Origin of the sequence: Desulfovibrio desulfuricans (genome assembly GCF_024460775.1) — a bacterium.
GTDB classification, from domain to species: domain Bacteria; phylum Desulfobacterota; class Desulfovibrionia; order Desulfovibrionales; family Desulfovibrionaceae; genus Desulfovibrio; species Desulfovibrio desulfuricans_E.
Window position 1 is genome coordinate 195,679 of record NZ_JANFYZ010000005.1, and the last position, 23,363, is coordinate 219,041.

Annotated in this window: 34 protein-coding genes; 33 read left to right on the forward strand and 1 reads right to left on the reverse strand. The window is 56.9% G+C overall.

All coding sequences use genetic code 11. From position 1 onward, the window contains the following. The first annotated feature begins 6 nt into the window (after positions 1-6). The 29 genes from NE637_RS08250 to NE637_RS08390 all read left to right on the forward strand — a co-directional run bounded on the left by NE637_RS08250 (position 7) and on the right by NE637_RS08390 (position 19,707). Complete coding sequence (locus tag NE637_RS08250; RefSeq protein WP_256267646.1) at positions 7-297, forward strand: hypothetical protein; 291 nt, start codon at positions 7-9, stop codon at positions 295-297. Between the two features lie 26 nt (positions 298-323). Then, positions 324-596: an HU family DNA-binding protein gene (locus NE637_RS08255; protein ID WP_256267647.1), complete on the forward strand. Its 273-nt coding sequence runs from the start codon at positions 324-326 to the stop codon at positions 594-596. A 202-nt stretch (positions 597-798) separates the two neighbouring features. Continuing rightward, positions 799-1,272 carry a hypothetical protein gene (locus NE637_RS08260; RefSeq protein WP_256267648.1) on the forward strand — a complete coding sequence of 158 codons (474 nt, stop codon included), beginning with the start codon at positions 799-801 and terminating at the stop codon, positions 1,270-1,272. 194 nt (positions 1,273-1,466) lie between these two features. Further along, complete coding sequence (locus NE637_RS08265; RefSeq protein ID WP_256267649.1) at positions 1,467-1,634, forward strand: hypothetical protein; 168 nt, start codon at positions 1,467-1,469, stop codon at positions 1,632-1,634. Between the two features lie 464 nt (positions 1,635-2,098). Continuing rightward, complete coding sequence (locus tag NE637_RS08270) at positions 2,099-2,680, forward strand: phage protein GemA/Gp16 family protein (RefSeq protein ID WP_256267650.1); 582 nt, start codon at positions 2,099-2,101, stop codon at positions 2,678-2,680. 442 nt (positions 2,681-3,122) lie between these two features. After that, positions 3,123-3,461 carry a hypothetical protein gene (locus NE637_RS08275; RefSeq protein ID WP_256267651.1) on the forward strand — a complete coding sequence of 113 codons (339 nt, stop codon included), beginning with the start codon at positions 3,123-3,125 and terminating at the stop codon, positions 3,459-3,461. A gap of 1 nt (position 3,462) precedes the next feature. Then, positions 3,463-4,149, forward strand: coding sequence for a transglycosylase SLT domain-containing protein (locus NE637_RS08280; RefSeq protein ID WP_256267652.1), 687 nt, complete (start codon positions 3,463-3,465; stop codon positions 4,147-4,149). Then, on the forward strand, positions 4,146-4,526 hold the full coding sequence (locus tag NE637_RS08285) for a hypothetical protein (protein ID WP_256267653.1): 381 nt from the start codon (positions 4,146-4,148) through the stop codon (positions 4,524-4,526). Before NE637_RS08280 ends, NE637_RS08285 begins: the two co-directional genes overlap by 4 nt. 19 nt (positions 4,527-4,545) lie before the next feature. Next, positions 4,546-4,770, forward strand: coding sequence for a hypothetical protein (locus tag NE637_RS08290; RefSeq protein ID WP_256267654.1), 225 nt, complete (start codon positions 4,546-4,548; stop codon positions 4,768-4,770). Further along, a complete protein-coding gene (locus NE637_RS08295) occupies positions 4,767-5,150 on the forward strand; it encodes a DUF2730 family protein (protein WP_256267655.1) in 384 nt (127 codons plus the stop codon). The genes NE637_RS08290 and NE637_RS08295 overlap by 4 nt, the downstream gene beginning before the upstream one ends. Continuing rightward, complete coding sequence (locus tag NE637_RS08300) at positions 5,150-5,458, forward strand: VpaChn25_0724 family phage protein (protein WP_256267656.1); 309 nt, start codon at positions 5,150-5,152, stop codon at positions 5,456-5,458. Before NE637_RS08295 ends, NE637_RS08300 begins: the two co-directional genes overlap by 1 nt. A gap of 2 nt (positions 5,459-5,460) precedes the next feature. After that, positions 5,461-6,018 carry a phage protein Gp27 family protein gene (locus NE637_RS08305; protein WP_256267657.1) on the forward strand — a complete coding sequence of 186 codons (558 nt, stop codon included), beginning with the start codon at positions 5,461-5,463 and terminating at the stop codon, positions 6,016-6,018. Beyond that, a complete protein-coding gene (locus NE637_RS08310) occupies positions 6,018-7,343 on the forward strand; it encodes a terminase large subunit domain-containing protein (RefSeq protein WP_256267658.1) in 1,326 nt (441 codons plus the stop codon). Before NE637_RS08305 ends, NE637_RS08310 begins: the two co-directional genes overlap by 1 nt. 46 nt (positions 7,344-7,389) lie before the next feature. Continuing rightward, on the forward strand, positions 7,390-8,772 hold the full coding sequence (locus NE637_RS08315; RefSeq protein ID WP_256267659.1) for a DUF1073 domain-containing protein: 1,383 nt from the start codon (positions 7,390-7,392) through the stop codon (positions 8,770-8,772). Next, positions 8,750-10,003, forward strand: a complete 1,254-nt coding sequence (locus NE637_RS08320; protein ID WP_256267660.1) for a phage head morphogenesis protein — start codon at positions 8,750-8,752, stop codon at positions 10,001-10,003. The genes NE637_RS08315 and NE637_RS08320 overlap by 23 nt, the downstream gene beginning before the upstream one ends. A 1-nt stretch (position 10,004) precedes the next feature. Next, entirely contained in the window at positions 10,005-10,247 is a 243-nt protein-coding gene (locus NE637_RS08325; protein ID WP_256267661.1) for a hypothetical protein, read from the forward strand. A 154-nt stretch (positions 10,248-10,401) separates the two neighbouring features. Then, on the forward strand, positions 10,402-11,688 hold the full coding sequence (locus NE637_RS08330) for a DUF2213 domain-containing protein (protein ID WP_256267662.1): 1,287 nt from the start codon (positions 10,402-10,404) through the stop codon (positions 11,686-11,688). Next, positions 11,688-12,137: a structural cement protein Gp24 gene (locus NE637_RS08335; RefSeq protein WP_256267663.1), complete on the forward strand. Its 450-nt coding sequence runs from the start codon at positions 11,688-11,690 to the stop codon at positions 12,135-12,137. The genes NE637_RS08330 and NE637_RS08335 overlap by 1 nt, the downstream gene beginning before the upstream one ends. An 8-nt stretch (positions 12,138-12,145) precedes the next feature. Next, positions 12,146-13,081 (forward strand): DUF2184 domain-containing protein, encoded by a 936-nt coding sequence (locus NE637_RS08340; RefSeq protein WP_256267664.1) that lies wholly within the window; start codon positions 12,146-12,148, stop codon positions 13,079-13,081. 2 nt (positions 13,082-13,083) lie between these two features. After that, positions 13,084-13,485, forward strand: coding sequence for a DUF4054 domain-containing protein (locus tag NE637_RS08345; RefSeq protein WP_256267665.1), 402 nt, complete (start codon positions 13,084-13,086; stop codon positions 13,483-13,485). After that, a complete protein-coding gene (locus NE637_RS08350) occupies positions 13,482-14,066 on the forward strand; it encodes a hypothetical protein (protein ID WP_256267666.1) in 585 nt (194 codons plus the stop codon). The genes NE637_RS08345 and NE637_RS08350 overlap by 4 nt, the downstream gene beginning before the upstream one ends. After that, a complete protein-coding gene (locus tag NE637_RS08355) occupies positions 14,066-14,422 on the forward strand; it encodes a hypothetical protein (RefSeq protein WP_256267667.1) in 357 nt (118 codons plus the stop codon). Before NE637_RS08350 ends, NE637_RS08355 begins: the two co-directional genes overlap by 1 nt. Further along, a complete protein-coding gene (locus NE637_RS08360) occupies positions 14,415-14,993 on the forward strand; it encodes a phage neck terminator protein (RefSeq protein ID WP_256267668.1) in 579 nt (192 codons plus the stop codon). Before NE637_RS08355 ends, NE637_RS08360 begins: the two co-directional genes overlap by 8 nt. A gap of 9 nt (positions 14,994-15,002) precedes the next feature. Next, on the forward strand, positions 15,003-16,484 hold the full coding sequence (locus NE637_RS08365; RefSeq protein WP_256267669.1) for a DUF3383 domain-containing protein: 1,482 nt from the start codon (positions 15,003-15,005) through the stop codon (positions 16,482-16,484). Between the two features lie 4 nt (positions 16,485-16,488). Next, positions 16,489-16,950 (forward strand): phage structural protein, encoded by a 462-nt coding sequence (locus tag NE637_RS08370; RefSeq protein ID WP_256267670.1) that lies wholly within the window; start codon positions 16,489-16,491, stop codon positions 16,948-16,950. 9 nt (positions 16,951-16,959) lie between these two features. Then, positions 16,960-17,379 (forward strand): phage tail assembly chaperone, encoded by a 420-nt coding sequence (locus NE637_RS08375; RefSeq protein WP_256267671.1) that lies wholly within the window; start codon positions 16,960-16,962, stop codon positions 17,377-17,379. 62 nt (positions 17,380-17,441) lie between these two features. Continuing rightward, positions 17,442-17,576: a DUF6889 family protein gene (locus NE637_RS08380; protein WP_256267672.1), complete on the forward strand. Its 135-nt coding sequence runs from the start codon at positions 17,442-17,444 to the stop codon at positions 17,574-17,576. Next, positions 17,576-19,174, forward strand: a complete 1,599-nt coding sequence (locus tag NE637_RS08385) for a hypothetical protein (RefSeq protein ID WP_256267673.1) — start codon at positions 17,576-17,578, stop codon at positions 19,172-19,174. Before NE637_RS08380 ends, NE637_RS08385 begins: the two co-directional genes overlap by 1 nt. Further along, entirely contained in the window at positions 19,171-19,707 is a 537-nt protein-coding gene (locus tag NE637_RS08390; RefSeq protein WP_256267674.1) for a phage baseplate protein, read from the forward strand. The genes NE637_RS08385 and NE637_RS08390 overlap by 4 nt, the downstream gene beginning before the upstream one ends. Before the next feature lie 60 nt (positions 19,708-19,767). Here NE637_RS08390 and NE637_RS08395 read toward each other — a convergent pair whose 3' ends face one another. After that, a complete protein-coding gene (locus NE637_RS08395; RefSeq protein WP_256267675.1) occupies positions 19,768-20,829 on the reverse strand; it encodes a type I restriction enzyme HsdR N-terminal domain-containing protein in 1,062 nt (353 codons plus the stop codon). A 140-nt stretch (positions 20,830-20,969) separates the two neighbouring features. Here NE637_RS08395 and NE637_RS08400 point away from each other — a divergent pair, with 140 nt between their 5' ends. From NE637_RS08400 to NE637_RS08415, 4 genes are read left to right on the forward strand one after another with little or no spacing between them, the layout of a single operon-like run. Then, positions 20,970-21,293 (forward strand): phage baseplate plug family protein, encoded by a 324-nt coding sequence (locus tag NE637_RS08400; protein ID WP_256267676.1) that lies wholly within the window; start codon positions 20,970-20,972, stop codon positions 21,291-21,293. Next, a complete protein-coding gene (locus tag NE637_RS08405; RefSeq protein ID WP_256267677.1) occupies positions 21,290-22,222 on the forward strand; it encodes a phage protein in 933 nt (310 codons plus the stop codon). The genes NE637_RS08400 and NE637_RS08405 overlap by 4 nt, the downstream gene beginning before the upstream one ends. Positions 22,223-22,224: 2 nt before the next feature. Continuing rightward, entirely contained in the window at positions 22,225-23,001 is a 777-nt protein-coding gene (locus NE637_RS08410) for a Gp138 family membrane-puncturing spike protein (RefSeq protein WP_256267678.1), read from the forward strand. Next, positions 23,001-23,354, forward strand: a complete 354-nt coding sequence (locus NE637_RS08415; RefSeq protein WP_256267679.1) for a contractile injection system sheath initiator — start codon at positions 23,001-23,003, stop codon at positions 23,352-23,354. The genes NE637_RS08410 and NE637_RS08415 overlap by 1 nt, the downstream gene beginning before the upstream one ends. The last annotated feature ends 9 nt before the right edge of the window (positions 23,355-23,363 follow it).

Below are 23,363 nucleotides of genomic sequence, written 5' to 3' on the forward strand. Positions count from 1 at the left end.
AATTTTATGACAACGGGAGCCAAAAGCATAACCATTGCATGCGAGGGACGAGACGATGCTGTCGAAAAAATCATTGAGACACTGCGCGATCAGTTGAAGGGTGCCAAGGGCTATGCACTCACATTTTCCATTAACAGGTCCAACGGTCTCATGATCGGGCATAGCGCTGGTGGAGAACTCAGTGTCGGTGATTTAGGGCTGTTATGCGTGGAGACTTTGAAATTTTCACAAAAAATTTCTAAACAAATGGCCAAATGCGACTGCCCCGCTGCCCGCGCCAGACAAACCGTTCATTAAAATACCCCCCATGTGGAGATACAGCCATGACTAAAGCCGAACTTGTGAAGACCTTTCAGGAGGCCACTCAACTACCCACCAAACAGGCCCAGGAATACCTGGAACGCTTTGGGGACATTGCTGCAGCAGAATTACTTGGCGGTGGCGAAATACCCCTGCCCGGTGTGGGCAAGATTGTCATCAGGAAGCGCGCTGCCCGCAAGGTGCGCAACCCCCGCACTGGCGCGACAATTGATATCCCTGCCAGGAGGGTGCTGGCCGTGAATTTGAGCAAAAATTTTAAGGAAGCATTCAACTAGATTAATAAAGGCCCGGAGGACGAGCCTCCGGGCCAAAGAGATTCCAACCTATTTTTTCCTTTCGCCAGGAACAGGCTTGGAATCACGTGCATAGGTCTGCTGAGGTGGTGGTGAGGCAGGAGCTTGTGGTTTCTGCCCTCCACTGCCAGCAGGCTTGAAGCTCGAGTCGCCAAATCCTTAAAGATTGAAACGGTATAGCCACATGAAACGACGTATTTATCTTGCAAGTTCATGGCGCAATCCTTTTCAGCCAGAAGCCTTGCGGTTGCTGCGTTCAGCAGGGCACGAGGTTTATGATTTTCGCAACCCTGCCCCAGGTGAAAAGGGCTTTTCATGGGCAGAGATAGACCGTGGCTGGAAGAACTGGAGACCGGAGCAATTCATTGCCGGGCTTGCTCATCCCATAGCCCAGCACGGTTTCAGTCTTGACAAGCGTGGACTTGACTGGGCGGATACCTGCGTTCTGTTGCTGCCTTGCGGAAAGTCGGCTCACCTCGAAGCCGGGTACTCCATTGGCAAGGGCAAGCCAACGCTGGTGGTACTTATGGGGTCGGCAGAGCCGGAACTTATGTATCTGCTTGCGGGGTCGGCGGCCTGCATCGTGCCTGACCTTACCAAGATGCTGGATGGTTTGGCGCTGTTGCCCCGTACCTTGGAACCATGCACGAGGGGTTAACCATGCGAATCAATTTCGGAAAAAACAGAAAATGTGCCCACTGTGGGGGCAAACCAGTTCTGCATGTTGTTCCTATCCACTGGTTGGTGGGCCTTGTTTGCCATCGCTGCAATCCCACGCGCTGCAAGGTGTTTACGTCAATGGCAAAAGCCCGGAAGTATTGGAATCGAAAAAACTGACCTGCAGGGGGAAGCATGTCGCATCTCGTAAGAAGCCAACAAGAAATTGACCGTGTTTTGAATTGGGCAGCCCAAGGCGAGGACGAGGGAAGCCATTACCCCGGCATGAGTTATGAACAGGGCATACGAGACATGCATGACTGGCTTGTCGGCGATTCTGACCATGCCCCCGACTCTGAGTAGAGAGGGCAACTTATGTCCGATAAACGTAAAATCACGGCATCCTGCCTGCTCAAGGTTAATGGCAGCGCCCTGCGTGTGCAACTTTCGCCAGCCGCAATCTACGGAGGGCAAGAGGGCTACTACCGCGTGCGTGTGAACAGGATATGGCGTAACGGGCATGACGGAAATCCTTTGTTTGTTGACCGGGCGTCATTAGGCGTATTGCTGGCGGATCTCATGTGCGCTGCACCGATGCAAGGGACGGCATGCCCCAATCTACCTAACGACGCCCGTGTGAGTGTGACGGTATGGCGGGGAGATGAACCAAGGCAGTTAAGCGGATGGACCTATAGCTCACCGATCAGGGCAGATGACGGGCTGTGGTATGTGGTGGTGAGCGCCGGAGGGCGTCGATTTTTTGCGCGCTGCGAGGATGTACGCCTGTTGCCGCCAGGAACACAACCTGGAGGTCTTCGGAGGCGGTTATGCCGGTTATAGATTTTCGCACAGGCCAACCCTTGCAGCGTCCAGATGGAGCAATCACGCCAGCGCCAAAGACGCCTGCTCGCCGCAAGCGTGGGACTGAAGTACACGAGATGCGCAAGGCTCTGCTGGCCAAAGTGCATATTGCCAAAACGCAACTGGGCATGACGGATGACGAGTATGCTACCCTCCTTGAATCTTATTACAATGTGAGCAGTGCCGGTGTGCTGGACCTGGCCGGGCTGAAAGGCCTCGTGCTTGTTATGCGAGAATATGGGTTTAAACCGACAAAGGGCAGCGCAAAGCGTAAGGCAACCCGCAAAAAAAACATACCAGCAACATTGCAATCTGGGGCGGATGATCCCCTGGACCGCAGACCGCTTATGGAAAAAATTGAGGCCCTGTTGACGGAAAAGGGCCGGGTCGAGGGTACGCATGTGCCCTGGGGCTATGCTGTGGCCGTCCTGAAAAAACAGTCCGGTGGTGTCACGCGCTGCTTTGAGCATGCGACAGCGGAGCAACTGCGCGGAGTTATAGCTGCGCTAACCCGTGATGCCAGAAGGAAGGGACGGAGGGCCTACTAATGGCCAGCACATGGGTAAGCTATGGAGAGTTAGCAGGAATTATAGGCACAGACATGGCCAACGTGCTCTGTCGGACTCATGGCGGGGTCGAGTTGCACATACCCAAGATGACCACTCACACTTCGGAACTGGTAAAGTTCATTGGTTATCCTGCATTGTGTAGTCTGTCATTCGTTTATGGAGGCACCTGCATAGTAGTGCCCAACCGCCGTAAGGATGAGCCCAAAAAATCACAAGTATTACTACTGCTTGACGAAGGCATGTGCCCGCGCGATGTGGCTCTGAAGCTGGCGCTCACAGAGCGTTACGTGCGGCATGTCGCCGCAAGCGCGCGGCCTGGCATAAGGCAAGCCAGCCTTTTTGATTTCTAGCTCCCCTGAACAATATCAGGGTACGAATTTAAGCCTTCCTACGGCATAACAGCTGCAAGGAGGGCTTTTTCATGCCCATTGATACGTCATATGAATCTTTGTACTCCAAACTGGTTCTCACCCTGCGCCCTCTGTACGACTTCCGCGCGTGGCTGTTGCTCCTTGTGTGTTTTTGCTCCGGGATGCTGGTTGACCCGGCGAGCACACTGGGACTTGCTGGCTATTTGTCCTACGTCATCGGCATGTGGGGCGCGGCGCTCATGTTAACCAAAATTCTCACTCCGTACATCCGGATGTCTGCTTACGTCAGATCGGCCCTGAGCGGAAATACCGCCGCTTCAATAGTGGTGTTGGCCCGTGTGCTGCTACTGATCTGCATTGCCATCAGTATCATGGCCTGGGGCAAATAGCATGCGTCGCCTGTTGTTGCGCGCCTCCATTTTGCCCCCATTGGCCTTGCTATATCTGCCCATGCTCTGGGTTGAGCATCAGGCCTACAGTCCCGAATTTTTTGACCCAGCTGTCTACGCAGGGCAAGTGGAGCAAGAGACCTGTTACGGGTTGGCAGATAAGCGCTGCTGGAATCCCAAGACTGAAATGAAGACAAGCCGCGAGTACGGATTTGGACTGGGCCAACTCACAATCGCCTACGACAGTGCCGGGCGTGTACGCTTCAATAACTTTGAGGACATGCGCAGGCTCCATAAAGATTTACGCACCTGGACGTGGGAAGACCGCTATAATCCGCGCTTACAACTGCGCGCCCTTATCCTGAAGGACCAGCAGGCGTGGAATGCGTTTTCGGGATGCGCCACTGATGAAGACCGGGCCGCAATGATGCTGGCCGCATACAACGGCGGTATCGGCGGCGTGTTGCAAGACCGGGCCTACTGCCGCCAGGTCAAAGGTTGTGACCAGACCCGCTGGACGGGTCACGTGGAAACCCACAGTCGCAAAAGTCGGTCAAGCCTAGGCAAACAGTACGCAGATAAAAGCCCCTACGCCATTAACCGCGCCTATGTGCGCAACATTATGGGTGACAAGCGCGAGCGATATCGTCCTGCGCTGGCCACGTTGGCATCAGGAGGCAGCTTATGACCACGGGCATAAAGGCCGCACTGACGATCCTGGGCGTGCTGTTGATACTGGCAGGAGGCTCTGCCGGGTGGCAAACATTACGGCTTGAGAAGGCAACAGCACGTGTTGACGCGCTGGTAAAGGATGTTGCCAGCGCCAAGGCCGACACCGCGCGTTGGGAGGCTTTGGGCAAAAGACTTACCACAAACGCCGATGCCCAGGCAAAGCTGGCGGAGGCTTGCCTGAAGCGCGAGGGGCAGGCCCAAAAAGACGCGGAGACCATTGCCGACATTATGGCCCAAGCCAGACCGAATGATATTACGCCGGAACAGGTCCGGCAGGGGGTGGACGATGCTACGCGCCAGCGTGCTGCTGATATGCTCAATCGGCCTTGGTAGTTTGGGCGGGTGTGCCGCAATGGGCAGCGTGTCCATGCCCGTGCCGGAGGTTGTCACAACACAGCGTTGTCCCCGCCCGGCGAAGCCCACGCTGCCCAAAATTCGCGGGGACATACCTTTTGATCACCCCGCCCAGGTGGAGGCGATACTCACCCGAGATGCCCGTCTGCGTGTGTACTCCGCCCAGTGCAACGACGCCCTGGACTGCTACGAAGCCCAGGCCACTGCGCCGGAGGGCAAATGAGCGCGTGGGAAATTTTTTGGCGCTATGGTTGGGCCTTCGCTCTCGCTCTCCAGCTTTTGGGCCTGTGGGTAAGCTGGAGTCTGTCTAAGGGCTTTGTAACGCATACGTTCTTTGCGTCGTTTTCGCAGGGAGTGGATGAACGCTTCAAAGCTATGGAACAGCGCCAGATTGAAGTGGAAAGCATGCACAAACAACTTGTCTCCGCGCTTGCCGCTTTGCCCACAGCTAAAGACCTGCACCGCATAGAGGTAAGCCTGACCGGCATAGATGGCGCGGTAAAAGCCAGTCAAGCCGAAGTGCGCGGACTATACCATGCCGTGAACCGCATTGAACGCGTAGTTGACATGTTTACGGAATCGCATCTTGGAGGAGGGAAGTAATGTCGCATAACGAGGAATTCCAGCGCCGTATTGTGGAGGACCGCCGTCTGGTGATTCTACGCTACCTGGATGAAGAACCTGACGGCCGCATGAGCGTGAGCCTCATGACCGACGCGCTGGAAATCATGAGCCATCGTGTGCCCCGCACCACGGTACTGGAAGATGCCGGATATCTGGAAGGCCTGGGCCTGCTGCGCGTGGAATATGTGGGCAGCGTGCCCATGCTGCGGGTGACTGGGCGAGGTGCGGAGGTGGCCAAGGGGTTGATTGACGTGCCCGGCGTCAAAAAGCCCGCGCGCGGGGAATAGCCATGCCCCGTAAAAGCAGCGTCACACGATTGTCGCCAGATCTGCGCAGGCAGATAGACAAGGCGCTTACCGATGGCCGCATGACTCTGGACGAGTTGCACGAGTTTGTATCGGGCAAGTGCGCGGCTGCCGGGGCCGATGCTCCATCGCGCACGGCCTTGTGGCGGTATTCCACCAATTTTTCTGCCGCTGCCCAGGTCATGCGAGAGAACCGCGACATGGCCCGCGCTCTTGCCCAGGAGTTGGGTGCTGAAAGTGTGGAAGGTGAACAGGGACGGCTGCTAGTGGAAATGCTGCGGGGCCTTGTATATCGCACCATGCAGGAACGCATGACGGAACCGGATGCCAAATTTGACCCGGCGGAGGTGGACAAAATCGCGCGCAGCCTCAAGAACCTGTCTCAAGCCATGAGTCTGGAAGCGGACTTTGCCAAGCGCATACGCGAGGAAGAACGCAAAAAAACACTTGATGAGGCGCGGGATAAACTGGACGCGGCTGCCGCTGGTGGTCTTGATCCCGCTGTTGCCCAGGAAGCCCGCCGCGTCCTCGGATTTGAGTGATGGACATAGCCCAGCCCATAATCAAATTTTTGCCATATCAGCAAGCCTGGCTGGCGGATAATGCCCGTTTTAAAATCGGCATGTTTGCCCGCCAGACGGGCAAAACATTTACCACATGCGCCGAAATTGTTGACGACTGCATTCAGGCTGAAATCAAGGGCTGCAAGGTACGCTGGGTTATCCTTTCCCGTGGTGAGCGCCAAGCTAAGGAAGCTATAGACGAAGCAATCAAGCCTTTTTGCAAAGCCTTTTACATTATCTATGCAGGTCTGCTGAAAGGTCGCGCGGATCCAGTTTATTACGAAGGTGAATATCGTACGGCTGACAATGCCGTTTACAAAACCCAGGAAGTCATTTTCCCCGGTGGATCGCGCATTACAGCCCTGCCCGCAAACCCGGACACTGCGCGCGGCTATTCTGCCAATGTGTTCCTGGATGAATTTGCATTCCACAAGGATAGCCGTGCCATCTGGAAAGCCTTGTTCCCGGTTATTTCAAAGCCCGGTCTCAAGCTGCGCATAACCAGCACGCCCAACGGCAAAGACAATAAATTTTACGAGCTTTGGACAAACAAGGACACCGTTTGGTCAAAGCACCAGGTGGACATCTACTCTGCGGTAGCTCAGGGCCTAGACCGCGATATCGACATGCTCAAGGCGGCCCTGGACGACGATGACGGCTGGTTGCAAGAGTACGAGCTGGAATTTCTCGATGAGGGCAGCGCGTGGCTGACCTACGATCTTATCACAGCCTGTGAAGACGAAAACGCCGGGAAACCTGAACTATACACAGGCGGAGCGTGCTACATCGGCAATGATATTGGTGCCAGGCGTGACTTGTGGGTAGCCTGGGTGCTTGAAGAAGTTGGCGATGTGCTTTGGACGCGCGAAATATCGGAATTGAGCAAGGCAAAGTTTGCGGAACATGACCTGGAGATTGCCCGACTAAACCAGAACTACAATATGGCCAAGCTGGCAATGGACCAAACCGGCATGGGCGAAAAGCCTGTGGAAGACATGACGGCCGAATATGGTGAAGGGGTTGTGGAGGGGGTAATCCTGTCCAGCAGCCGTCGCCTGGCCATCGCCACCGCAGGTAAACAGCGATTTGAAGATCGCAAAATACGTATTCCTGCGGGAAACAGCATTTTACGGGCAGACCTGCATAAACTGAAAAAAGTAAGTGGCGACACGGGTGCGCCTCGGCTTGTGGCAGATCGTGACGGCATCGGACATGCAGACCGGACCTGGGCCTGTTTTTTGGCCGTTGCTGCTGCCGGAGGACCGGACACATTGCGTACATGGGAGAAATTAGCTGATGGTTAAAACCCGCACGTCGCGCCCAGCACTTCGGGCCACAAGCCGCCGCAGCATGCGTGATGGTTTCCAAAATTTTGCGGCAAAACTTGGACTTGGCCAGGACAACATGCTGGCCAAGAGTGGCTATGAGCAGGGAACATACCTGACTCGTGACCGTCAGCAGCTTGATGATATGTATCGCACCAGCTGGCTGGTGGGCCGTACCGTCAACGTGGTTGCCGAGGACATGGTGCGCGGCGGTGTAGACGTGCGCGCTCAGTGGGACGCTGGAAGAACAGACGAGCTGTTGCGTGAGCATCGGCGTACTGGCTGCCCTGGGCGTTTGAGTGACGCCATCAAGTGGGGCCGCCTGTATGGCGGAGCGCTGGCCGTGTTACTGATAGACGGCGATGACCTGTCCACTCCGCTGGAGATAGACAGCATAACCGAGGGCAGCTTTTTGGGTCTGCATGTGCTGGATCGCTGGCAGGTACAGCCCAGCAGCGAGCTGATCTCTGACCTCGGCCCCATGCTGGGCTACCCTGAATTTTACAGTGTAAACACTGTCGGCGGTATGGCTGGCGAGCGCATACACCACACTCGCGCCCTGCGGTTTGTGGGTGTTGAGTTGCCGTCTCAGCAGCGGATCAGTGAGCAGCACTGGGGAGCCAGCGTAGTCGAACAAATGGAATCCCGTATGCTGGCATATGACAGCGCCACGGAAGGCACCGCCAACCTGTTGTACAAATCGTTTTTGCGAGTGATCGGCGTTGATGGCCTGCGGTCAATTCTGGCGGCTGGCGGCAAGGCCGAACAGGCGTTAATCCGCCAGTTTGAAATGGTCCGCCAGATGCAAAGTAACGAAGGCATCACCCTGCTGGACAAAAACGATACATTTACAACTGCCGGTTACAGTTTTGCAGGTGTGTACGATGCAATGCAGGCCTTTGCCGAGCAAATAGCCGGGGCCACCGGTATTCCTCTGGTGCGCCTGCTTGGTCAAAGCCCCAAGGGATTTTCCACGGGTGAATCAGATTTGCGCACCTACTACGACACCATCGCCACCTTGCAGGATGACGACCTGCGGCCCGCGCTTAACGTGATCTTTGCCGTGTTGTCTCGTCACCTGTGGGGTGAAAGCCTGCCGGATGGCTTCAGCTTTGAGTTTGAGTCCCTGATGCAGCCTTCCGAGCTTGAAAAATCGCAGATCGCAACATCTGATGCCCAGGCTGTGGCGGCGCTCGTTCAGGGCGGCATTATTACTCCTAGTCAGGGGCTTGCCGCACTGCGCGACAGTGCTCGCGTGACCGGCCGTTTTGCGGGGATCAGCGATGCAGATATTGACCGCGCTGAAAAAGCTGAGCAGGCCCCACCATTGCCGTCGCTGCCTATCTCGCAGCCCAGGCAACCATTTGCACCCTTGAGTATGGGAAATGGCAACACTGCAGACCAATAACCCAGCGCCCTGGCCCAACCTGGCGTGGACGTGGGCAGATGCCGCAACAGCCAAGGCCGGAGTGTTTACACCTTCGCGCGCAGCGGAGCGCAGTTACGAGCGCACCCTGCGCAGCCTGGCCGGACAGATATCTCAGGTGCTGGGCAACCACCGGCCCCAGGATGCCGAGGACATTCTGCGCACCTATGCCGAAACCATCACGCCGTGGGCGCGTCAAAGTGCCGCCAATATGCTGGACGGCGTGGCGCGCGGCAATCTGGATCAGTTCCGCCGCATTGCCGACCGCATGGGGCTGGACATGCGCATATTTCTGGAGGGCGATCCCATTGGCCAGATCGTGGCCCAGCGCATCGAGGCTAACACAACCCTGATCAAAAGCCTGCCTCTGGAGGCAGCCATGCGCGCAGGTGCGCTGGCCCACGAGGGACTGATCAGCGGCATGCGGGCCGAGGACATGGCGGCGGAGCTGGCCAGCATTGGCGGCACCACCATGAGTCGGGCGCGCTGTATTGCGCTGACCGAGGTCAGCAAGGCCAGCACGGCGCTTACCCAGGAGCGAGCCGAGTATGTGGGTAGTGATGGCTACATCTGGCGTGATGTCCATGACGGTGCCACTCGACCCAGCCACCGGGCGATGGGGGGCAAATTTGTGCTATGGGGCAAACCGCCAACGCTGGACGGCATGACCGGCCACGCCGGAGAGTATCCCTACTGCCGCTGCTACCCGGAGCCTGTCATCCCCAAAGGCGATGGTACGCGCAAAACTTTTGCCGTCAGCAGTTTGCCCACGCAGATACAGGAACAGGCCCGTGGGGAACAGAAACTCTACACCCAGTGGGAAAAGAGTCAGGGGGCTGAAGTGGTTCGCCATATGCCAGGCGCACCACTATATAACGTTGAGCGGGCGCAACTGGACATGGGCAAATTGTCGGCCTACGCCCTTGACCCTGACCATCCGCGTGGCGGCGACAAGGCCCGCGTATTTGCGTCTGCCCTGGGTCTTGGCCCACAGGACGCGGGGTGGCTGCGTGATCAGGTTATGCAGCAGCTGTCCACCGTGGCCGCTCTGGTCAGGCCCGGTACGGAATACGGGCAGCGGTTTGACGTGGTTATGCCCATAACTGGTCTCAACGGCAGAACGGTTGAGGTCAAGACTGTATGGCAGTATGATTATACGGATGGCGGCATACGTACCGCCCCCCGGCTTATAACCATGTATGTGGACAGATGATATGTTGCGTGAACTTGACGACATCCGCCTGACTCAGGCCATAACCAGCAAGGGCAGCGCTGACCTCGTGCGCAGTGCCGTTACTCTGCCTGCGGGTACAGAGGGTACGGTCATGAGTGCGTATCCCAACGGCGCGGCAGATGTAGAGTTTTTCGTTGGTGTCAGTGACAACGCCCCTTATGGCTATGTGCTGATCACGCTGGATCCGGCCCAATTTGAGAGGATCGCCAAAAACGCCGTCTAACGCCTTATGCATGACCGGAGCGTATCACCGTGCCAAAATGACAAATAAACCGCACACGCGGCGCGGTAAACACCCGTAAACACCATGACCACGACAAGACACCCTGAACAATATCAGGGTGTCTTTTTTTGCAGCCTACTTGCATGGTCTACCCATGCGTATCCATACCACTGCCAAACTCTCCGAAAACATCTTGCGTACCCCGGAAGGCTACCTGCTTTGCAAGGGAGCAGCACTGGCGCGCACTGGCGCAATGGCTTACCTGCCGGAAGAGGTGCCGCCGGAAATCGTAAAAGGTTTCCATGGCGACCAGGTGCTTGTTACCCGTGATGCTGCCGAAGTATTCCGGCCTGCCACGCTGGCCAGCTTTGAGGGCAAACCCTTCACGCTGGATCACCCGGACGAAGACGTTAATCCAGACAACTGGCCAGAGCTGGCCCACGGATTTGTATTTAACGTGCGCCGGGGTGACGGCCGCCAGCAGGATCTGATGCTTGCCGACATCCTGATTACCGAGGCTGATGCCATTGATGCGGTGCTGCATGACGGCATGCGCGAGCTGTCGTGCGGGTATGATTGTGATTTCGAGGCAATCCGTCCCGGCGTGGGACGGCAAATCAATATCATGGGCAACCATGTGGCGCTTGTAGACCACGGCCGGGCCGGGGCGCGCTGCAAAATCAAAGATCAAAGGGAGACCCCTATGACCCCCAAAAAGACAAAAAAGCCCAGCTGGGCGGATAAAATGCGCCTCCTGCTGAAGGACGCGGAAGCCGAGGAAGCCAACGGCTCGCAGGACGAAGACACGCCTCCCCCGCAGGATGAGGATGATCCTGTGGCCACCACGGATGACGACGTGGCCGCAAGTCTCGAAGAAATCAAGCTCTCGCTACGCACACTGATCGAGATGCTCAAGCCGCAGGGCACGGATGAAGATCCGCAGACCCAGGGCGAAGATCCGGACCAGAGCTCGCAGGACGGGGACGATCCCCAGACTGATGAAGATCCGGACCAGAACACACCGGATGAAGACGATCCCCAGGCTGATGAAGACATCCCGGTCAAAAGCGCAGACCGCAAGCCAGGACGCATGGCTGATGCCGCCACTGTGCGCAGTGCCCAGCGCATGGGACTGCTGGGCTGCCGCGTGGGCGATAACGCTGATGTTGTACGCCGCACTGCATTGGGCATGGCCTGCCGCAGCCCCAACACCCGCCGCATTGTGGACAGCATCCTTGGCGGCAAGGCCATCGCCAATGCCACAAATGCCGAAGTGCGGGCCGCGTTTGCTGCTGTGGGGGTGCTTGCCGGAGCTGGCAACAACCGCCGCACAGTTGACAGTCTTTCCAGACCTGGCGCGGGAGACGGTAAAGGGCCGGTTACCCCCGCTGACATCAACAAAATGAATGCCGCGTACTACTCCGGCAAAGGGGGCAAGTAATGAGTAACGCCTATCTCAAGCGTATGCCCGCCGGTATACCCGGCGACGTAAGCCGCAAGGCCGAAGCTACGGTGGAAGCCGGGCTTATGGGTGAAGCCGTTGCCTTTGGCGCACCGGTCAAAATGGACGGAGGCAGGCTTGTAGCTCTTTCTGGCGCGTCCGATGCTGTCTACGGCTTTGTGGTGCGCCCGTATCCGACCATGGGCAGTGCAGCGGCATCCGGCAGTATTCAGGACGTGCTGCGACGCGGTTACATGACCGTCAAGCTGACCCAGGGGACATCTGCCAAGGGTGGCCAGGTCTATGTGCGCCACACGGCAGAAACCGGCAAGGCTGTGGGTGACATCGAGGCCGCCGCAGTGGAGGGCAAAAACCTGGCAGTGCCGGGATGCCTGTTCATGGGTGAAGCTGATAGCAGCGGCAACGTCGAAATATCCTTCAATCTGTAGGAGACTCAATGTTTACGTTTGACAAAAAGACTATCCGCGATGCTGGCGCATTTTTCATTGGTGAGCTGGAGCGTCTTGATCCGGAGCTGCACGCGCCTTTGGCTTCTGTTACCTGGGGCAGGGATATTGACCTGCGCGAGGATGTGGTTCTGGGGGATGAACTGAGCAGCTTTACAAATTCCTCCTTTGCTGCTGCTGGCGGTATCTACGCCAACGGCATCAACTGGGTGGGCAAGGACAGTACTGCCATTGCCGGCATGGCCGTGAGCATCGACAAAACCAGCAAGCCCCTGCGCCTGTGGGGCCAGGAGATCGGATTTTCCGTTCAGGAACTGGCTGCGGCCCAGCGTGTGGGCCGCCCCATTGACCTGCAGAAGTTTGACGGCCTCAAACTCAAACATCAGATGGACATAGACCAGATGGTCTATCTGGGAGACGAGGTGGTGGGAGCCACCGGGCTGTGCAATAACGCGTCCATCACCCCCATGGATGAGACAAAAACCTGGGAAGCCTCCACCCCCCTGGAAATCCTGAAAAGCATCAACAGGGTGCTGGAAGCGGCCTGGGAACAGACCGGTTTTGCCGTGCTGCCTGACCGGCTGCTGGTGCCTCCCATGGCCATGAGCAAGCTGACCCAGCCCATCACGGATGCAGGCAGCAAGAGCGTTCTCCAGTATGTACGCGAACAGTGCCTGTGCAACACTGTCAACGGCCGCCTTCTGGATATTGCTCCGGTCAAGCATCTGTCTGGTGCTGGTCAGGGACAAAAGGACCGCATGGTGGCCTATACCAAGAATCGCCAGTACGTACGCTATCCCCTGGTGCCCTTGCAGCATACGCCGGTGGAGTATCGGGGGCTGTACCAGGTCACCACCTACTACGCGGCCCTGGGCGAGCTGGAGTTTGTTTACCCTGAAACCGTGGCCTACGCGGACGGCATCTAGCCATGGATATTGCCGCCTTTCGTGCCTCTTTTCCGCAATTTTCTGCGGAATTGGTGCCGGACGCTCGTGTGCAGTTTCATCTCACCATGGCGGGCAAACTGTTGTCCGCCAAGCGGTGGGACGATCTGCTGGATCAGGGTCTGGGCCTGTATGTTGCCCACCAGCTCACGCTGGAGCTGGAGGCTCTCAAAGCCCAGGACGGTACGGGCGGCATTGACGCGGCAGCCGGAGCCGTAACGTCTGAAACCAAAACCGTGGGGAGTATGTCCCACGCTGTAACGCGGGCCGGTGCATCTGGCCAGGGCAGCGCCCTGGTCAATGCCGGGCAGTACAACAACACAATCTACGGCCAGCAGCTCTGGCAGCTCATGCAGATTGTAGGCGCAGGCGGGCTGGTGGCATGAAGCCGACTGTAACCGTCAAACAGACTGCGGATATGACAAAGCTGATGACGCAAGGCGTCGCAGCCCTGACCAAGGTCGACGTGTACATCGGCGTACCCGCCGAAAACGCGGGCAGCCGTGCGGGCGGCATCAATAACGCGGAATTGTCCTATATCCACGAATTCGGTGCTCCAGCAGCGGGCATACCGGCCCGTCCCCACCTTGTGCCGGGCATTGAGGATATCAAGGGCGAGGCTGCAAAAACCATGAAGGATGCGGCAAAGCAAGCCCTGGAAGGTAATGAAGGGAGTGTAGAGCCTGCTTTGAACCGCATCGGCCTGCTGGGCCAGAACGCCGTGCGGGCGCGATTCCAGAACAACGACTGGCCGCCACTTAAAGATTCTACCCTGGACTACGCCGCGCCGAAAAAAGACGCTGAAGGCAACACGCTGACGGACAAAAAGGGCCGGGTCAAACGGGGTAAGTCCAGACGGGATGAAGGCAAGACCAACCCCCTGCTGAATACCGGTCAGCTGATGAAAAGCCATACCTATGTAATCCGTAAACGCGGCCAGGGCATGATCACGCCGGGAGGAAAATAATGCTGGATGTATCGGCACTGCTGGACGACACGGCGTTTTGCACAGCGTTTACGGTGCTGCGCATCACGGAAGCCGTAAACGATCACGGCCGGGCCGAATATGCGGAGGCCTCCATGCCCATGACCGGCGTGGTGCAGCCTGCCACGGCCCGCGAGCTTGACCGTCTTCCCGAAGGCGAACGCGACAAGGAAACGCTGACAATCTACACGCGGCAGCCGTTGCACGTGGGCAACCTGCCTGAAGGTACGGCGGCGGATTGCGTGCTGTACAACGGCGCGCGCTATACCGTTTCCGCCGTAGAAACATGGCCGGGATATACCCGCGCTTTGGCCCAGCGGGAGCTTGACCATGCCTGATGCAGTCACACCGCCCGGCAACAGTTTGCAGGTTGGCTGGGTGCTCCCTGGTCCAGGCCCGGACGAAGACGCCCTGGAAAATGCGCTGCATGACATGGTTTGCGGCCTCACCGGTTTGCCCGGTCCTATGGTGCGTCCCCGTTGGCAACCGAACCCGCCCAAAACGCCTGGGGCGGACCCAAACTGGTGCGCCTTTGGGATTGTCAACGAGAGCGCGCCCGGCGGCACGGCGTGGCACCAGGGCGGTGCCACGCATGTGGAAATACACGAGCGCCTGGTTGTTATGTGCAGTTTTTACGGGCCGCAGGCCAGGGCATTGGCCAGGTCACTACGGGATGGCCTGTATGTGGAGCAAAACCGGTCGATGCTGCGTGATCTGGCCAATCTGGCCTTTGTGGAGGCCGGGGACATTATGCCCGCGCACGAGCTAGTTAACCTGCGCTGGATACGCCGCCAGGACATCACAATCACCCTCACGCGTGGTCCTAAAATGGACACGGACGAGGGTCTTACGGACATCAAAGATATCGACAGCGTCAAGGCATGCGGCCTGTGCGGTCGCTCGCGATAGGAGAATTCTATGGCAACAAAGGCACTTGCCGTTGACCGAGTTGTCAACGTCACCATTAATTTGCAGGCCCTGGCTGCGAGCCGCCGCAATTTTGGCGTGCTGCTGATTGTGGGCAGCTCCGACGTTATCACGGCCAGTGAGCGCATTCGCAGCTACACTGGTATAGACGGCGTTGCGGCAGATTTTGGAGTGGAAGCACCGGAATATCTGGCGGCGGAACTGTTTTTCAGCCAAAGCCCTCGCCCCGCAATTTTGCAGATCGGACGCTGGCTCAAGCAGGCTACCAGCGCCATGCTGCGCGGCGGTATCTTGACCGCCGAAGAGGCGGCGCTTGCGCAGTGGACGGGCATCAGTGATGGCAGCCTGACTGTGCATGTGGCTGGGGCCACGCATGAGGTGTCTGGCCTGGACTTCCGGTCTGTCACCAATCTTAATGCCGTAGCATCGGCCATCAGTGCCAAGACTGCCGCTAATGGCGTGGTCTGCACATGGGACGGCGAGCGGTTTACTCTCGCGACTACGGGCACAGGGCCGGATGCGACGCTCACATACTGCACGGACGCTACGGCTGGAGGCACGGCCCTGGCCGCAAAACTCAAGCTGACCGAAGACACGGCCCTTGCCCCACTGGATGGCCAGGCGGCGGAAACCATCAAACAGTGCGTGGTTGAGCTGGCGGATCGGGGCGACTGGTACGGGCTGGCCATAGCCGACAGCAGCCTGACAGTGGATGACCATCTGATTGTTGCCCAGTACATCCAGGCGGCTAGCAAAAGCCGTATTTACGCGGCCACTATCACGGACACCCGCGTGCTGGATGCCGCCTATACGGATGATCTGGCCAGCCGGGGCAAAGCGCTTAAGCTGTCGCGTTTGTTTGTTGCGTACAGTACCAACAAATATGCCGCAATCAGCGCCATTGGGCGAGCATTTACGGTCAATTTTTCGGCCAACCGCAGCACCATCACGCTCAAGTTTAAACAGCTGCCGAGTGTTGAGGCCGAAGGGCTGACGGAAACCCAGGCAAACACTCTGGCTGCAAAGCGTTGCAACGTTTTTGCCGTCTACAACAACGATACGGCAATTCTTCAGGAAGGCGTCATGAGCGGCGATGCCTGGTTTGACGAGATCCACGGCACGGACTGGCTGCAAAACGCAGTACAGACCGAGCTGTGGAACCTGCTGTACCAGAGCAAGACCAAGATTCCGCAGACCAACAGCGGCGTGCATCAGCTCATTACCTGCATCGAATCCGTGCTGGATCAGGCCGTAAACAATGCCCTGGTTGCCCCCGGCACCTGGCACGGCGACGGCTTCGGCCAGTTGGAGCGCGGCGATTATTTGCCCAAGGGATTCTATGTCTATTCGGAGCCGATTGAATTGCAGGCGCAGAGCGAGCGCGAAAAGCGCGTGGCTCCGCCCATTCAGTGCGCCATCAAACTGGCCGGTGCTATCCATTCTGTGGATGTGGCCATCAACGTAAACAGGTAACAGCATGGGATACGCATACTCTTTTTTGGACGTACACGCGGCCATCAGCGGCCCTGGCGGCAACTTCCCACTTTCGGGTGACCGGGCGGGCATTGCCCAGGAAGGCCTGACCATCGTCCCCACCGGCGATCAAAACACCATGACCGTGGGGGCAGACGGGTCTGTCATGCACAGCCTGCTGGCAGATGCTAGCGGCACTGTTACGGTCAATCTGCTGCGCACATCGCCCACAAACAGGCAGTTGCAGGAAATGTATAACTATCAACGTCAGAGCAGCGCCAACTGGGGGCGCAACACCATCACCGTGCGCGATGTGGCACGCGGCGACACCGTGACCTGTCAGGAGGTGGCTTTCGCCAAACAGCCGGAAAAGCCTTTTGGCAAGGAAGGTGGCACACGACAATGGACGTTCCATGCAGGCAAAATCAGTATCCAGGACGGCAGTGGCACGCCGGAAATCTCTTAGGAGTAAGCCATGAATGAAGTTGAAATCCAGGGCACTGTTTACAAGATTGGCAAACTCAACGCCTTTGCGCAGATGTATATTCTTAAGCGCGCCGCCCCGGTGCTTGGCAAGTTGCAGGGCGTGCTTGCCGCCGCAGACAACAAGGATGCCAAGCTGGCAGACGTGCTTGAACCTCTGGGCGCGGTCATTGGCGATCTGCCGGACGAAAGCCTGGAGTATGTGTGCAATGCCGCTCTGGACGTTGTGGATATGCGCCAGGCTGGCGGCGGCTGGGCACCCGTGCGCAGCAAGGGGCAGCTCATGTACCCGGACATGGATCTGCTCACCATGTTGTCCCTGACGGCCCACGTGCTCAAGGATAACCTGACCACTTTTTTTCGCGCACTCCCGGCGTTGCAAGCGCCGGGACAGGAACCGAAGACGACGTAGACGTTGACTGGGTATGCCTGCCGGGCGGCGAGGACTGGCTGTTGCGGCCCGTGCTGCGAGGTATGTGCCGATATGAGAGCCTCAAGGATTGTACTCTCGACCTGGCGGACATCGCATTAATGAATGACGCCTGCAACGTGCAGGACGAAAACGAGCGCCGTTACCTGGCGGCGCTCAAGGATAAGGACGCCTCCTGATGGCCGTAACCATCGCCGAATTTTTGGCCTCTGTGGGCTTTCAGGCTGACGAAGCCAGCCTTAAGGGCGCTCTGGCCAAGGTTACAGGCTTTGCAGCAGGTATCACGCTTGCAGCTGGTGCAGCCTTTACGGGCATCATGCGTATTGCCCAGGGCGAGGTTGCACTGGCAAAGCAAGCAGATACCTTGGGTGTGCCCATTCAAAAGCTGGAAGAGCTTGGTTATGTAGCCGAGCAGACTGGCAGCAGCTCTGAGGCCGTGGCCGCAGCCCTGGGCGGCCTGAAGGAAAAGTATCCATACATCAAAGATACCAGCGTGCTCCTTGAGCGCGTGGGCAACAACATGCGCGGCATGAGCGACCAGGCCGCCAAGCTATATGCCAAACAGATGGGCATTGACCCCACCTTGGTGCCCATGCTGACACGCGATGTCAGCGGCCTCAAAACCGAATTTGCGGCCATGTACGACGTGGCCGGTCGCGATGCTGCCAAGGCGGCAGAAGACAGCCGGGGATTTTTGGCAGAGCTGAACAAACTGCACACTATGAGCGGCTTACTGGGTAAGTCCGTGGCCGGAGTGTTCCTGGGCCAGCTGCGCGGCGATGTAGAAAATTTGCGCCGTGTCATCATGGAAAATTTCGGCAAGATCAAGGCCATCTTTGAAACCGTGATCGGCGTTGTTTTTCGGGTTGCCGGAGCTATTGGAGCCTTTGTGCGCCGCATGGTCACCTGGGCATCTGCCCTGGTAAGCTGGTACGATAAGCTGGATGGCGGGCAAAAAAAGATTATCCAGGGCCTTGTGTTATTTGCTGCCGCCTGGAAATTTTTAAATGCCGGTTTTTTGGCCACGCCGTTGGGCATGCTTGTGGCCGGTCTGGCCGCCATCGTAGGATTGATTGACGATTATCAAACGTACATGGAGGGAGGGCGCAGTTATTTTGACTGGGGGCCGTGGGAAAAAAGCATTGAGGGTGTGCGTAACGCGATCAGCAGCGCCATTGACAGCGTGACCAATTTTTTCCGCGAGCATGAAAAGCTCATTACCGGATTTGCTCAAGGCATAGCCATAGTCATGGGGCTAAAGGCTGTGATGATGCTCCTCAAGGGCGCTGTCGGCGGTGTGGGTATGGCCTTCCGTGTTTTGTTTGGTCTGGTCAAGGCCAACCCCCTGGGGTTGATCATAACAGCCGCCGCCATGATCTGGGAAAACTGGGACCTCATTCGTGAGAAGTTTCCAGACTTCGCAGCCTGGGCAGAAAAAGCCGCTGCTGCAATAAAGAACTTTTTCGCGCCTGCTTTGGATTGGTTAAAGGAAAAACTTTCCGGCATGACGGATTGGTTGCCCGACTTTGTGAAGGAAAAAATGGGATTGGCCGTAAACGCCAATGTAACCCCGCCGCCAGACGGACCGGCGCTGAAACCGCAGCCCATACCAGCTATGGCAGCCAGCCATACATCCCGCGAGGTTAAAGTAGAATCAAAAACGGAGATTACCCTTAATGGCGCGCAAAGCCCTGAGCAGGTGGCCGGACTGGTGGCGGGCAACCAGGACAGGGCCGCTGCCGATATGGCGCGGCACATGCAGGGGGCAACCCGATGAGCACTAACGGCACTGTCATTACCGGGCGCAACCTGGGCGGCTTGCAATTTGCGGTGGTCGTGGAGGAGCAGCACGAAGATAAGCTGACGATCACCGAACACCCTGTGGAACAAGGCGCAAAGATCAACGACCACGCCTATGTTATGCCAGCCACTGTTACCATACGCGCGGGTGTGTCGGACACGGCCGGAGACGGCAAGGCGCGGGAGATGTACGACAAGCTGCTGGACCTGATGCGCAAGCGCGAGCCGATCAGCATTGTTACCGGTAAACGCCTCTATGACAATATGCTGGTTGAAGGCGTAACCTGCACCACTGATAAGACCACGGAAAAAGCCCTGCTGGTGACTGCCAACTGCAAGGAGGTCATTATCGTGCGCACACAAACGGCCAGCGTGCCGCCGCGCAGCAGGCACAAAAACGCCGCCAAGACCGGTGGCGTTGCAGATAAAGGTCAGAAGCAGCCTAACAGCATACTAAACGCCAGCGCGGGCAGCGGCGGATATACCCGTCCCGGCGGCGCGGCGAAATGATCAACAAGAAGGGGGCTTGCGCCCCCTTTCTTGCTTGCTGCTATGTCTATCTGCGAGAGCCTATCCGTTATCGTACCGTGTTGCCGTAGCGCGGATAATGTCGGCATATTGCAAAATGTCTTCAAGGTTGTTGATATCCTGCATTATTTTTTCTTTATTTTCTCCAAACATTTCAATCCGCAAGCGTTTTATGTTGTTGAAATGCAAACGCAAAAGAGGTTTGAAGCGGTTGTCATCCAACAGCACATTACAATAACTCTGGGCGTCGCGGATAAACACGCGCTCTGGTGAAACCGTGCCCATGAGAATGGACTTCACTAGATAAAATGCCTGCCATTCCTCTTCAGTTGTGGTTATTTTGTCCTCTTCTTCCACGGCCTGAGTCGGCACCTGTTCGGTCTTTTTGGGCGCTGCGGCGATTGCAGACTTGAGGCGGGCGTCCACACGTTCTTCAATGAACTCTGAATATGCCCTTTTTACAAAGGCTGCGAACTGTTCGCGAACGCTTTTCATTGCGCGCCCTGGATATAGCTCCCGTATGAAGAAATCTACAAAGCCTTCTGCGGGTTCTTCAATCTGAGCGAGCAACAGATTTTTTATTTGCCGATTGTATTTGAGTTCCTTGGCCGTGCCCAGTGCCGTTTCAAGATCAAATGCCCCCTTGCGGAGCTTGGCAAGTTCAGGAATCAGCGTTGCATCAATGGCTTCAAGGTTGAATTCCATGAATGGACGACTATCCATTTTTTTATATTCTTCAAGATCTGAAAAAAACAGATAACGAAATCCGTCCGTCAGAATCCCAATCCGTGCATCCAATGTTGTAAAATACCGATGAAGCTGTTCGCAGTTATTATTATCAAGAGTGCTGCCACATGTTTTGCATTCTATTAAAATGATTGCTTTGCCATCACTTTTGATTGCATAGTCGATTTTTTCTCCTTTTCGACCTGCGATATCTGCAATAAATTCTGGTTCAACTTCTGTAGGATTGAATACATCATACCCTAACAAACGAATAAAAGGTAAAACACAAGCAGTTTTTGTCGCTTCTTCAGTTAAAAGGTTGGGCTTCATTTTTTGGATTCTTTCTGCCAGAGATTTTATGCTGTCTTCAAATTCCATGCGGTTTTCATCCTCCAAGTAAAGACCATCAATATTATTTTACCTTGTAAGCCTATAGAAAAAAAGTCAACGAGCAAGTGAAAGACACCCTGAACAATATCAGGGTGAACCTTTACTCCTCCCCAACGTACAGTGCCCTCATGGCACTGTACGAAATACCCCTCACCCCTGAGCCGCAAGCCTTCGGCATTACGCTGGCCGGACGTTCTTTGCGCCTGGTGCTGCGCTGGGCCGAAAGCCCAGCTGCAGATGTGCCCGGCGGCTGGCTGCTCGACATCATGGATCAGCCGGACGATGCCACGCCCTTGATCTGCGGTATTCCGCTGGTCGCTGGCTGCGACCTGCTGGCTCCCTATGCCTACCTAAAGCTAGGCGGTGCGTTGCGCATATCCGGCGATATGCCGCCAACTTTGGATAACCTGGGCGACACCGTGTTGCTGATTTTTCAGACGGAGGACGCATGAGCGCCAAAAACAAGGCTGAAGAGGGGCGATGCTGGTTGCGGGCCTGTTCGCTGGTTGTGGGAGGAAACTCCGGCAGCGGGCTGGATCTGTCCGAACTGCGCATCACGTTCAAAACCAAAAAGGGAGACCTGGAAACCCCCAACAGCGCGGAAATTAACGTCTACAACCTGTCAGAGGCCACGGCCAGCAGGATACAACGCGAATTTACGCAGGTGCTTTTGTCCGCCGGGTATGTGGGCAATTCCGGGTTGATCTTCCGGGGCAACATTCGCCAAGTGCGCACGTGGAGGGAGAACGGCGTTGACACCGTGCTGGCCATATTAGCGGCCGATGGTGACCGTGCCTACAACTTTGCCACGGTCAACACCACGTTGGCGGCGGGCAGCATGCCTGCGGACCGGGTGCGAGTGTGCCAGGGCAGCATGGCCGCCAAGGGGACAGAGGCGGGATATACCCCCGACCTCGGCGGGCAGGCACTACCGCGCGGCGTGGTCATGTACGGCATGGCCAGACAATATATGAGAGATGAGGCGCAAAACACCGGCACGGACTGGAGCATACAGGACGGCAAGGTGCAGATGGTGCCGCGCAATGGCTACTTGCCGGGGCAGGCCGTACTGCTGACTCACGAGACGGGGCTGATCGGCACACCAGAGCAAACTCAGGAAGGCATAACCGTGCGTTCCCTGCTGCTGCCCACCCTGCGCGTCGGCGGGCGCATCAAGCTGGACAACAAGAGTGTCAAACGCATGCAGAGTCCGCTCAAAATGGCCGCTGGGCAGACTGCGCCGCGTCTGGACGATGACGGTGTTTACAGAATCTTAAAAGTCGAGTTTAGCGGCGATACGCGCGGCAACGACTGGTATGCGGACATGCTGTGCATAGGCATTGACGACACCATGCGCCTTCCGCTGGATATGGCGAGGTAAAGATGGACAGAAGCGAACGTCAAAATGACCCCATAGAAAGCCAGCGTCTGGCGCTGGAAGGTCTTCAGGCCCAAATGTGGACGGCCCTGCCTGGAATCGTGATGGGTTTTGACCCAGTGGCCATGACCGTCAGTGTGCAGCCCGCCGTGCAGGGTAGCGTACGGGATGAACACGGCAAGAGCAACAACGTGCAGATGCCCTTGCTGGTTGACGTGCCCGTGGTTTTTGTGTGCGGGGGCGGCTTCAGCCTGACCTATCCGATAAAAAAAGGGGACGAGGTCCTGGTTGTATTTTCCAGCCGCTGCATAGACGGCTGGTGGCAAGGCGGAGAATCCACGCCGCCGCCCAGCGGGCGCATGCACGATCTTTCGGACGGCATGGCCATCATTGGCCCCAGGTCACAGGCAACAAAACTAGATCCCCCAGTTGATACGGAAAACGTCCAGCTGAGGACTGACGACGGCCAAGCCACCCTGACCATGAAGCCGGATTATACGATTGAGGCAAAAAATCCGCAAGCTGGTGTGACCCTTACACCTGCTGGTGCAATCACGCTGGAGGCGGCAGATCAGGTGACAATTAAGGCCCCACAGATCACCCTGGAGGGCAATCTCACCACCACCGGGGCAGGCGGCGATGCTGGCACCGTGCAGATGAAGGGCACTATATCTCTGGATGGTTCCCTGACATCCACAGGCGACCAGGTGGCCGAAGGCAAAAGTACTGCCCACCATACGCACCCTGGTGATAGTGGTGGGACAACGGGACAACCCAAGTAATGCGATACCGCAAGCTGGACGCCAAGGGTGATTTTCAGATGGGGCATGGCGATGCCGATTATCACGTGGACACGCCAGAGTGTGTGGCCCAGGCGGTCAAGACGCGACTGGCTCTTCTGACCGGTGAATGGTTCCTGGATCTGACCGAGGGCACACCTTACGTCACCCATGTGTGGGGCAAGCACACCAAGGACACCTACGATCCGCTGCTGCGCAGGCGTATCCTGCAGACTGAAGGCGTGACTGAACTGGTGAGCTACGAAAGCACATTTGACCCCAAACTACGCAAGCTGACGGTATCTGTTGAGCTTAATACCGTTTACGGTGAGACCTCCGTAAACATCACATTATAAGGATAAGCT

Excerpts from the sequence above, each read along its gene's own strand:
- NE637_RS08320 (WP_256267660.1), top strand. The coding sequence starts at position 8,750 with ATGGCAACACTGCAGACCAATAACCCAGCGCCCTGGCCCAACCTGGCG.
- NE637_RS08300 (WP_256267656.1), top strand. The coding sequence starts at position 5,150 with ATGTCGCATAACGAGGAATTCCAGCGCCGTATTGTGGAGGACCGCCGT.
- NE637_RS08275 (WP_256267651.1), top strand. The coding sequence starts at position 3,123 with ATGCCCATTGATACGTCATATGAATCTTTGTACTCCAAACTGGTTCTC.
- NE637_RS08340 (WP_256267664.1), top strand. The coding sequence starts at position 12,146 with ATGTTTACGTTTGACAAAAAGACTATCCGCGATGCTGGCGCATTTTTC.
- NE637_RS08345 (WP_256267665.1), top strand. The coding sequence starts at position 13,084 with ATGGATATTGCCGCCTTTCGTGCCTCTTTTCCGCAATTTTCTGCGGAA.
- NE637_RS08360 (WP_256267668.1), top strand. The coding sequence starts at position 14,415 with ATGCCTGATGCAGTCACACCGCCCGGCAACAGTTTGCAGGTTGGCTGG.
- NE637_RS08335 (WP_256267663.1), top strand. The coding sequence starts at position 11,688 with ATGAGTAACGCCTATCTCAAGCGTATGCCCGCCGGTATACCCGGCGAC.
- NE637_RS08295 (WP_256267655.1), top strand. The coding sequence starts at position 4,767 with ATGAGCGCGTGGGAAATTTTTTGGCGCTATGGTTGGGCCTTCGCTCTC.
- NE637_RS08395 (WP_256267675.1), bottom strand. The coding sequence starts at position 20,829 with ATGGAATTTGAAGACAGCATAAAATCTCTGGCAGAAAGAATCCAAAAA.
- NE637_RS08315 (WP_256267659.1), top strand. The coding sequence starts at position 7,390 with ATGCGTGATGGTTTCCAAAATTTTGCGGCAAAACTTGGACTTGGCCAG.
- NE637_RS08390 (WP_256267674.1), top strand. The coding sequence starts at position 19,171 with ATGAGCACTAACGGCACTGTCATTACCGGGCGCAACCTGGGCGGCTTG.
- NE637_RS08385 (WP_256267673.1), top strand. The coding sequence starts at position 17,576 with ATGGCCGTAACCATCGCCGAATTTTTGGCCTCTGTGGGCTTTCAGGCT.
- NE637_RS08400 (WP_256267676.1), top strand. The coding sequence starts at position 20,970 with ATGGCACTGTACGAAATACCCCTCACCCCTGAGCCGCAAGCCTTCGGC.
- NE637_RS08375 (WP_256267671.1), top strand. The coding sequence starts at position 16,960 with ATGAATGAAGTTGAAATCCAGGGCACTGTTTACAAGATTGGCAAACTC.
- NE637_RS08325 (WP_256267661.1), top strand. The coding sequence starts at position 10,005 with ATGTTGCGTGAACTTGACGACATCCGCCTGACTCAGGCCATAACCAGC.
- NE637_RS08410 (WP_256267678.1), top strand. The coding sequence starts at position 22,225 with ATGGACAGAAGCGAACGTCAAAATGACCCCATAGAAAGCCAGCGTCTG.
- NE637_RS08265 (WP_256267649.1), top strand. The coding sequence starts at position 1,467 with ATGTCGCATCTCGTAAGAAGCCAACAAGAAATTGACCGTGTTTTGAAT.
- NE637_RS08370 (WP_256267670.1), top strand. The coding sequence starts at position 16,489 with ATGGGATACGCATACTCTTTTTTGGACGTACACGCGGCCATCAGCGGC.
- NE637_RS08310 (WP_256267658.1), top strand. The coding sequence starts at position 6,018 with ATGGACATAGCCCAGCCCATAATCAAATTTTTGCCATATCAGCAAGCC.
- NE637_RS08270 (WP_256267650.1), top strand. The coding sequence starts at position 2,099 with ATGCCGGTTATAGATTTTCGCACAGGCCAACCCTTGCAGCGTCCAGAT.
- NE637_RS08405 (WP_256267677.1), top strand. The coding sequence starts at position 21,290 with ATGAGCGCCAAAAACAAGGCTGAAGAGGGGCGATGCTGGTTGCGGGCC.
- NE637_RS08260 (WP_256267648.1), top strand. The coding sequence starts at position 799 with ATGAAACGACGTATTTATCTTGCAAGTTCATGGCGCAATCCTTTTCAG.
- NE637_RS08380 (WP_256267672.1), top strand. The coding sequence starts at position 17,442 with ATGTGCCGATATGAGAGCCTCAAGGATTGTACTCTCGACCTGGCGGAC.
- NE637_RS08330 (WP_256267662.1), top strand. The coding sequence starts at position 10,402 with ATGCGTATCCATACCACTGCCAAACTCTCCGAAAACATCTTGCGTACC.
- NE637_RS08285 (WP_256267653.1), top strand. The coding sequence starts at position 4,146 with ATGACCACGGGCATAAAGGCCGCACTGACGATCCTGGGCGTGCTGTTG.
- NE637_RS08415 (WP_256267679.1), top strand. The coding sequence starts at position 23,001 with ATGCGATACCGCAAGCTGGACGCCAAGGGTGATTTTCAGATGGGGCAT.
- NE637_RS08305 (WP_256267657.1), top strand. The coding sequence starts at position 5,461 with ATGCCCCGTAAAAGCAGCGTCACACGATTGTCGCCAGATCTGCGCAGG.
- NE637_RS08250 (WP_256267646.1), top strand. The coding sequence starts at position 7 with ATGACAACGGGAGCCAAAAGCATAACCATTGCATGCGAGGGACGAGAC.
- NE637_RS08365 (WP_256267669.1), top strand. The coding sequence starts at position 15,003 with ATGGCAACAAAGGCACTTGCCGTTGACCGAGTTGTCAACGTCACCATT.
- NE637_RS08255 (WP_256267647.1), top strand. The coding sequence starts at position 324 with ATGACTAAAGCCGAACTTGTGAAGACCTTTCAGGAGGCCACTCAACTA.
- NE637_RS08350 (WP_256267666.1), top strand. The coding sequence starts at position 13,482 with ATGAAGCCGACTGTAACCGTCAAACAGACTGCGGATATGACAAAGCTG.
- NE637_RS08280 (WP_256267652.1), top strand. The coding sequence starts at position 3,463 with ATGCGTCGCCTGTTGTTGCGCGCCTCCATTTTGCCCCCATTGGCCTTG.
- NE637_RS08290 (WP_256267654.1), top strand. The coding sequence starts at position 4,546 with ATGGGCAGCGTGTCCATGCCCGTGCCGGAGGTTGTCACAACACAGCGT.
- NE637_RS08355 (WP_256267667.1), top strand. The coding sequence starts at position 14,066 with ATGCTGGATGTATCGGCACTGCTGGACGACACGGCGTTTTGCACAGCG.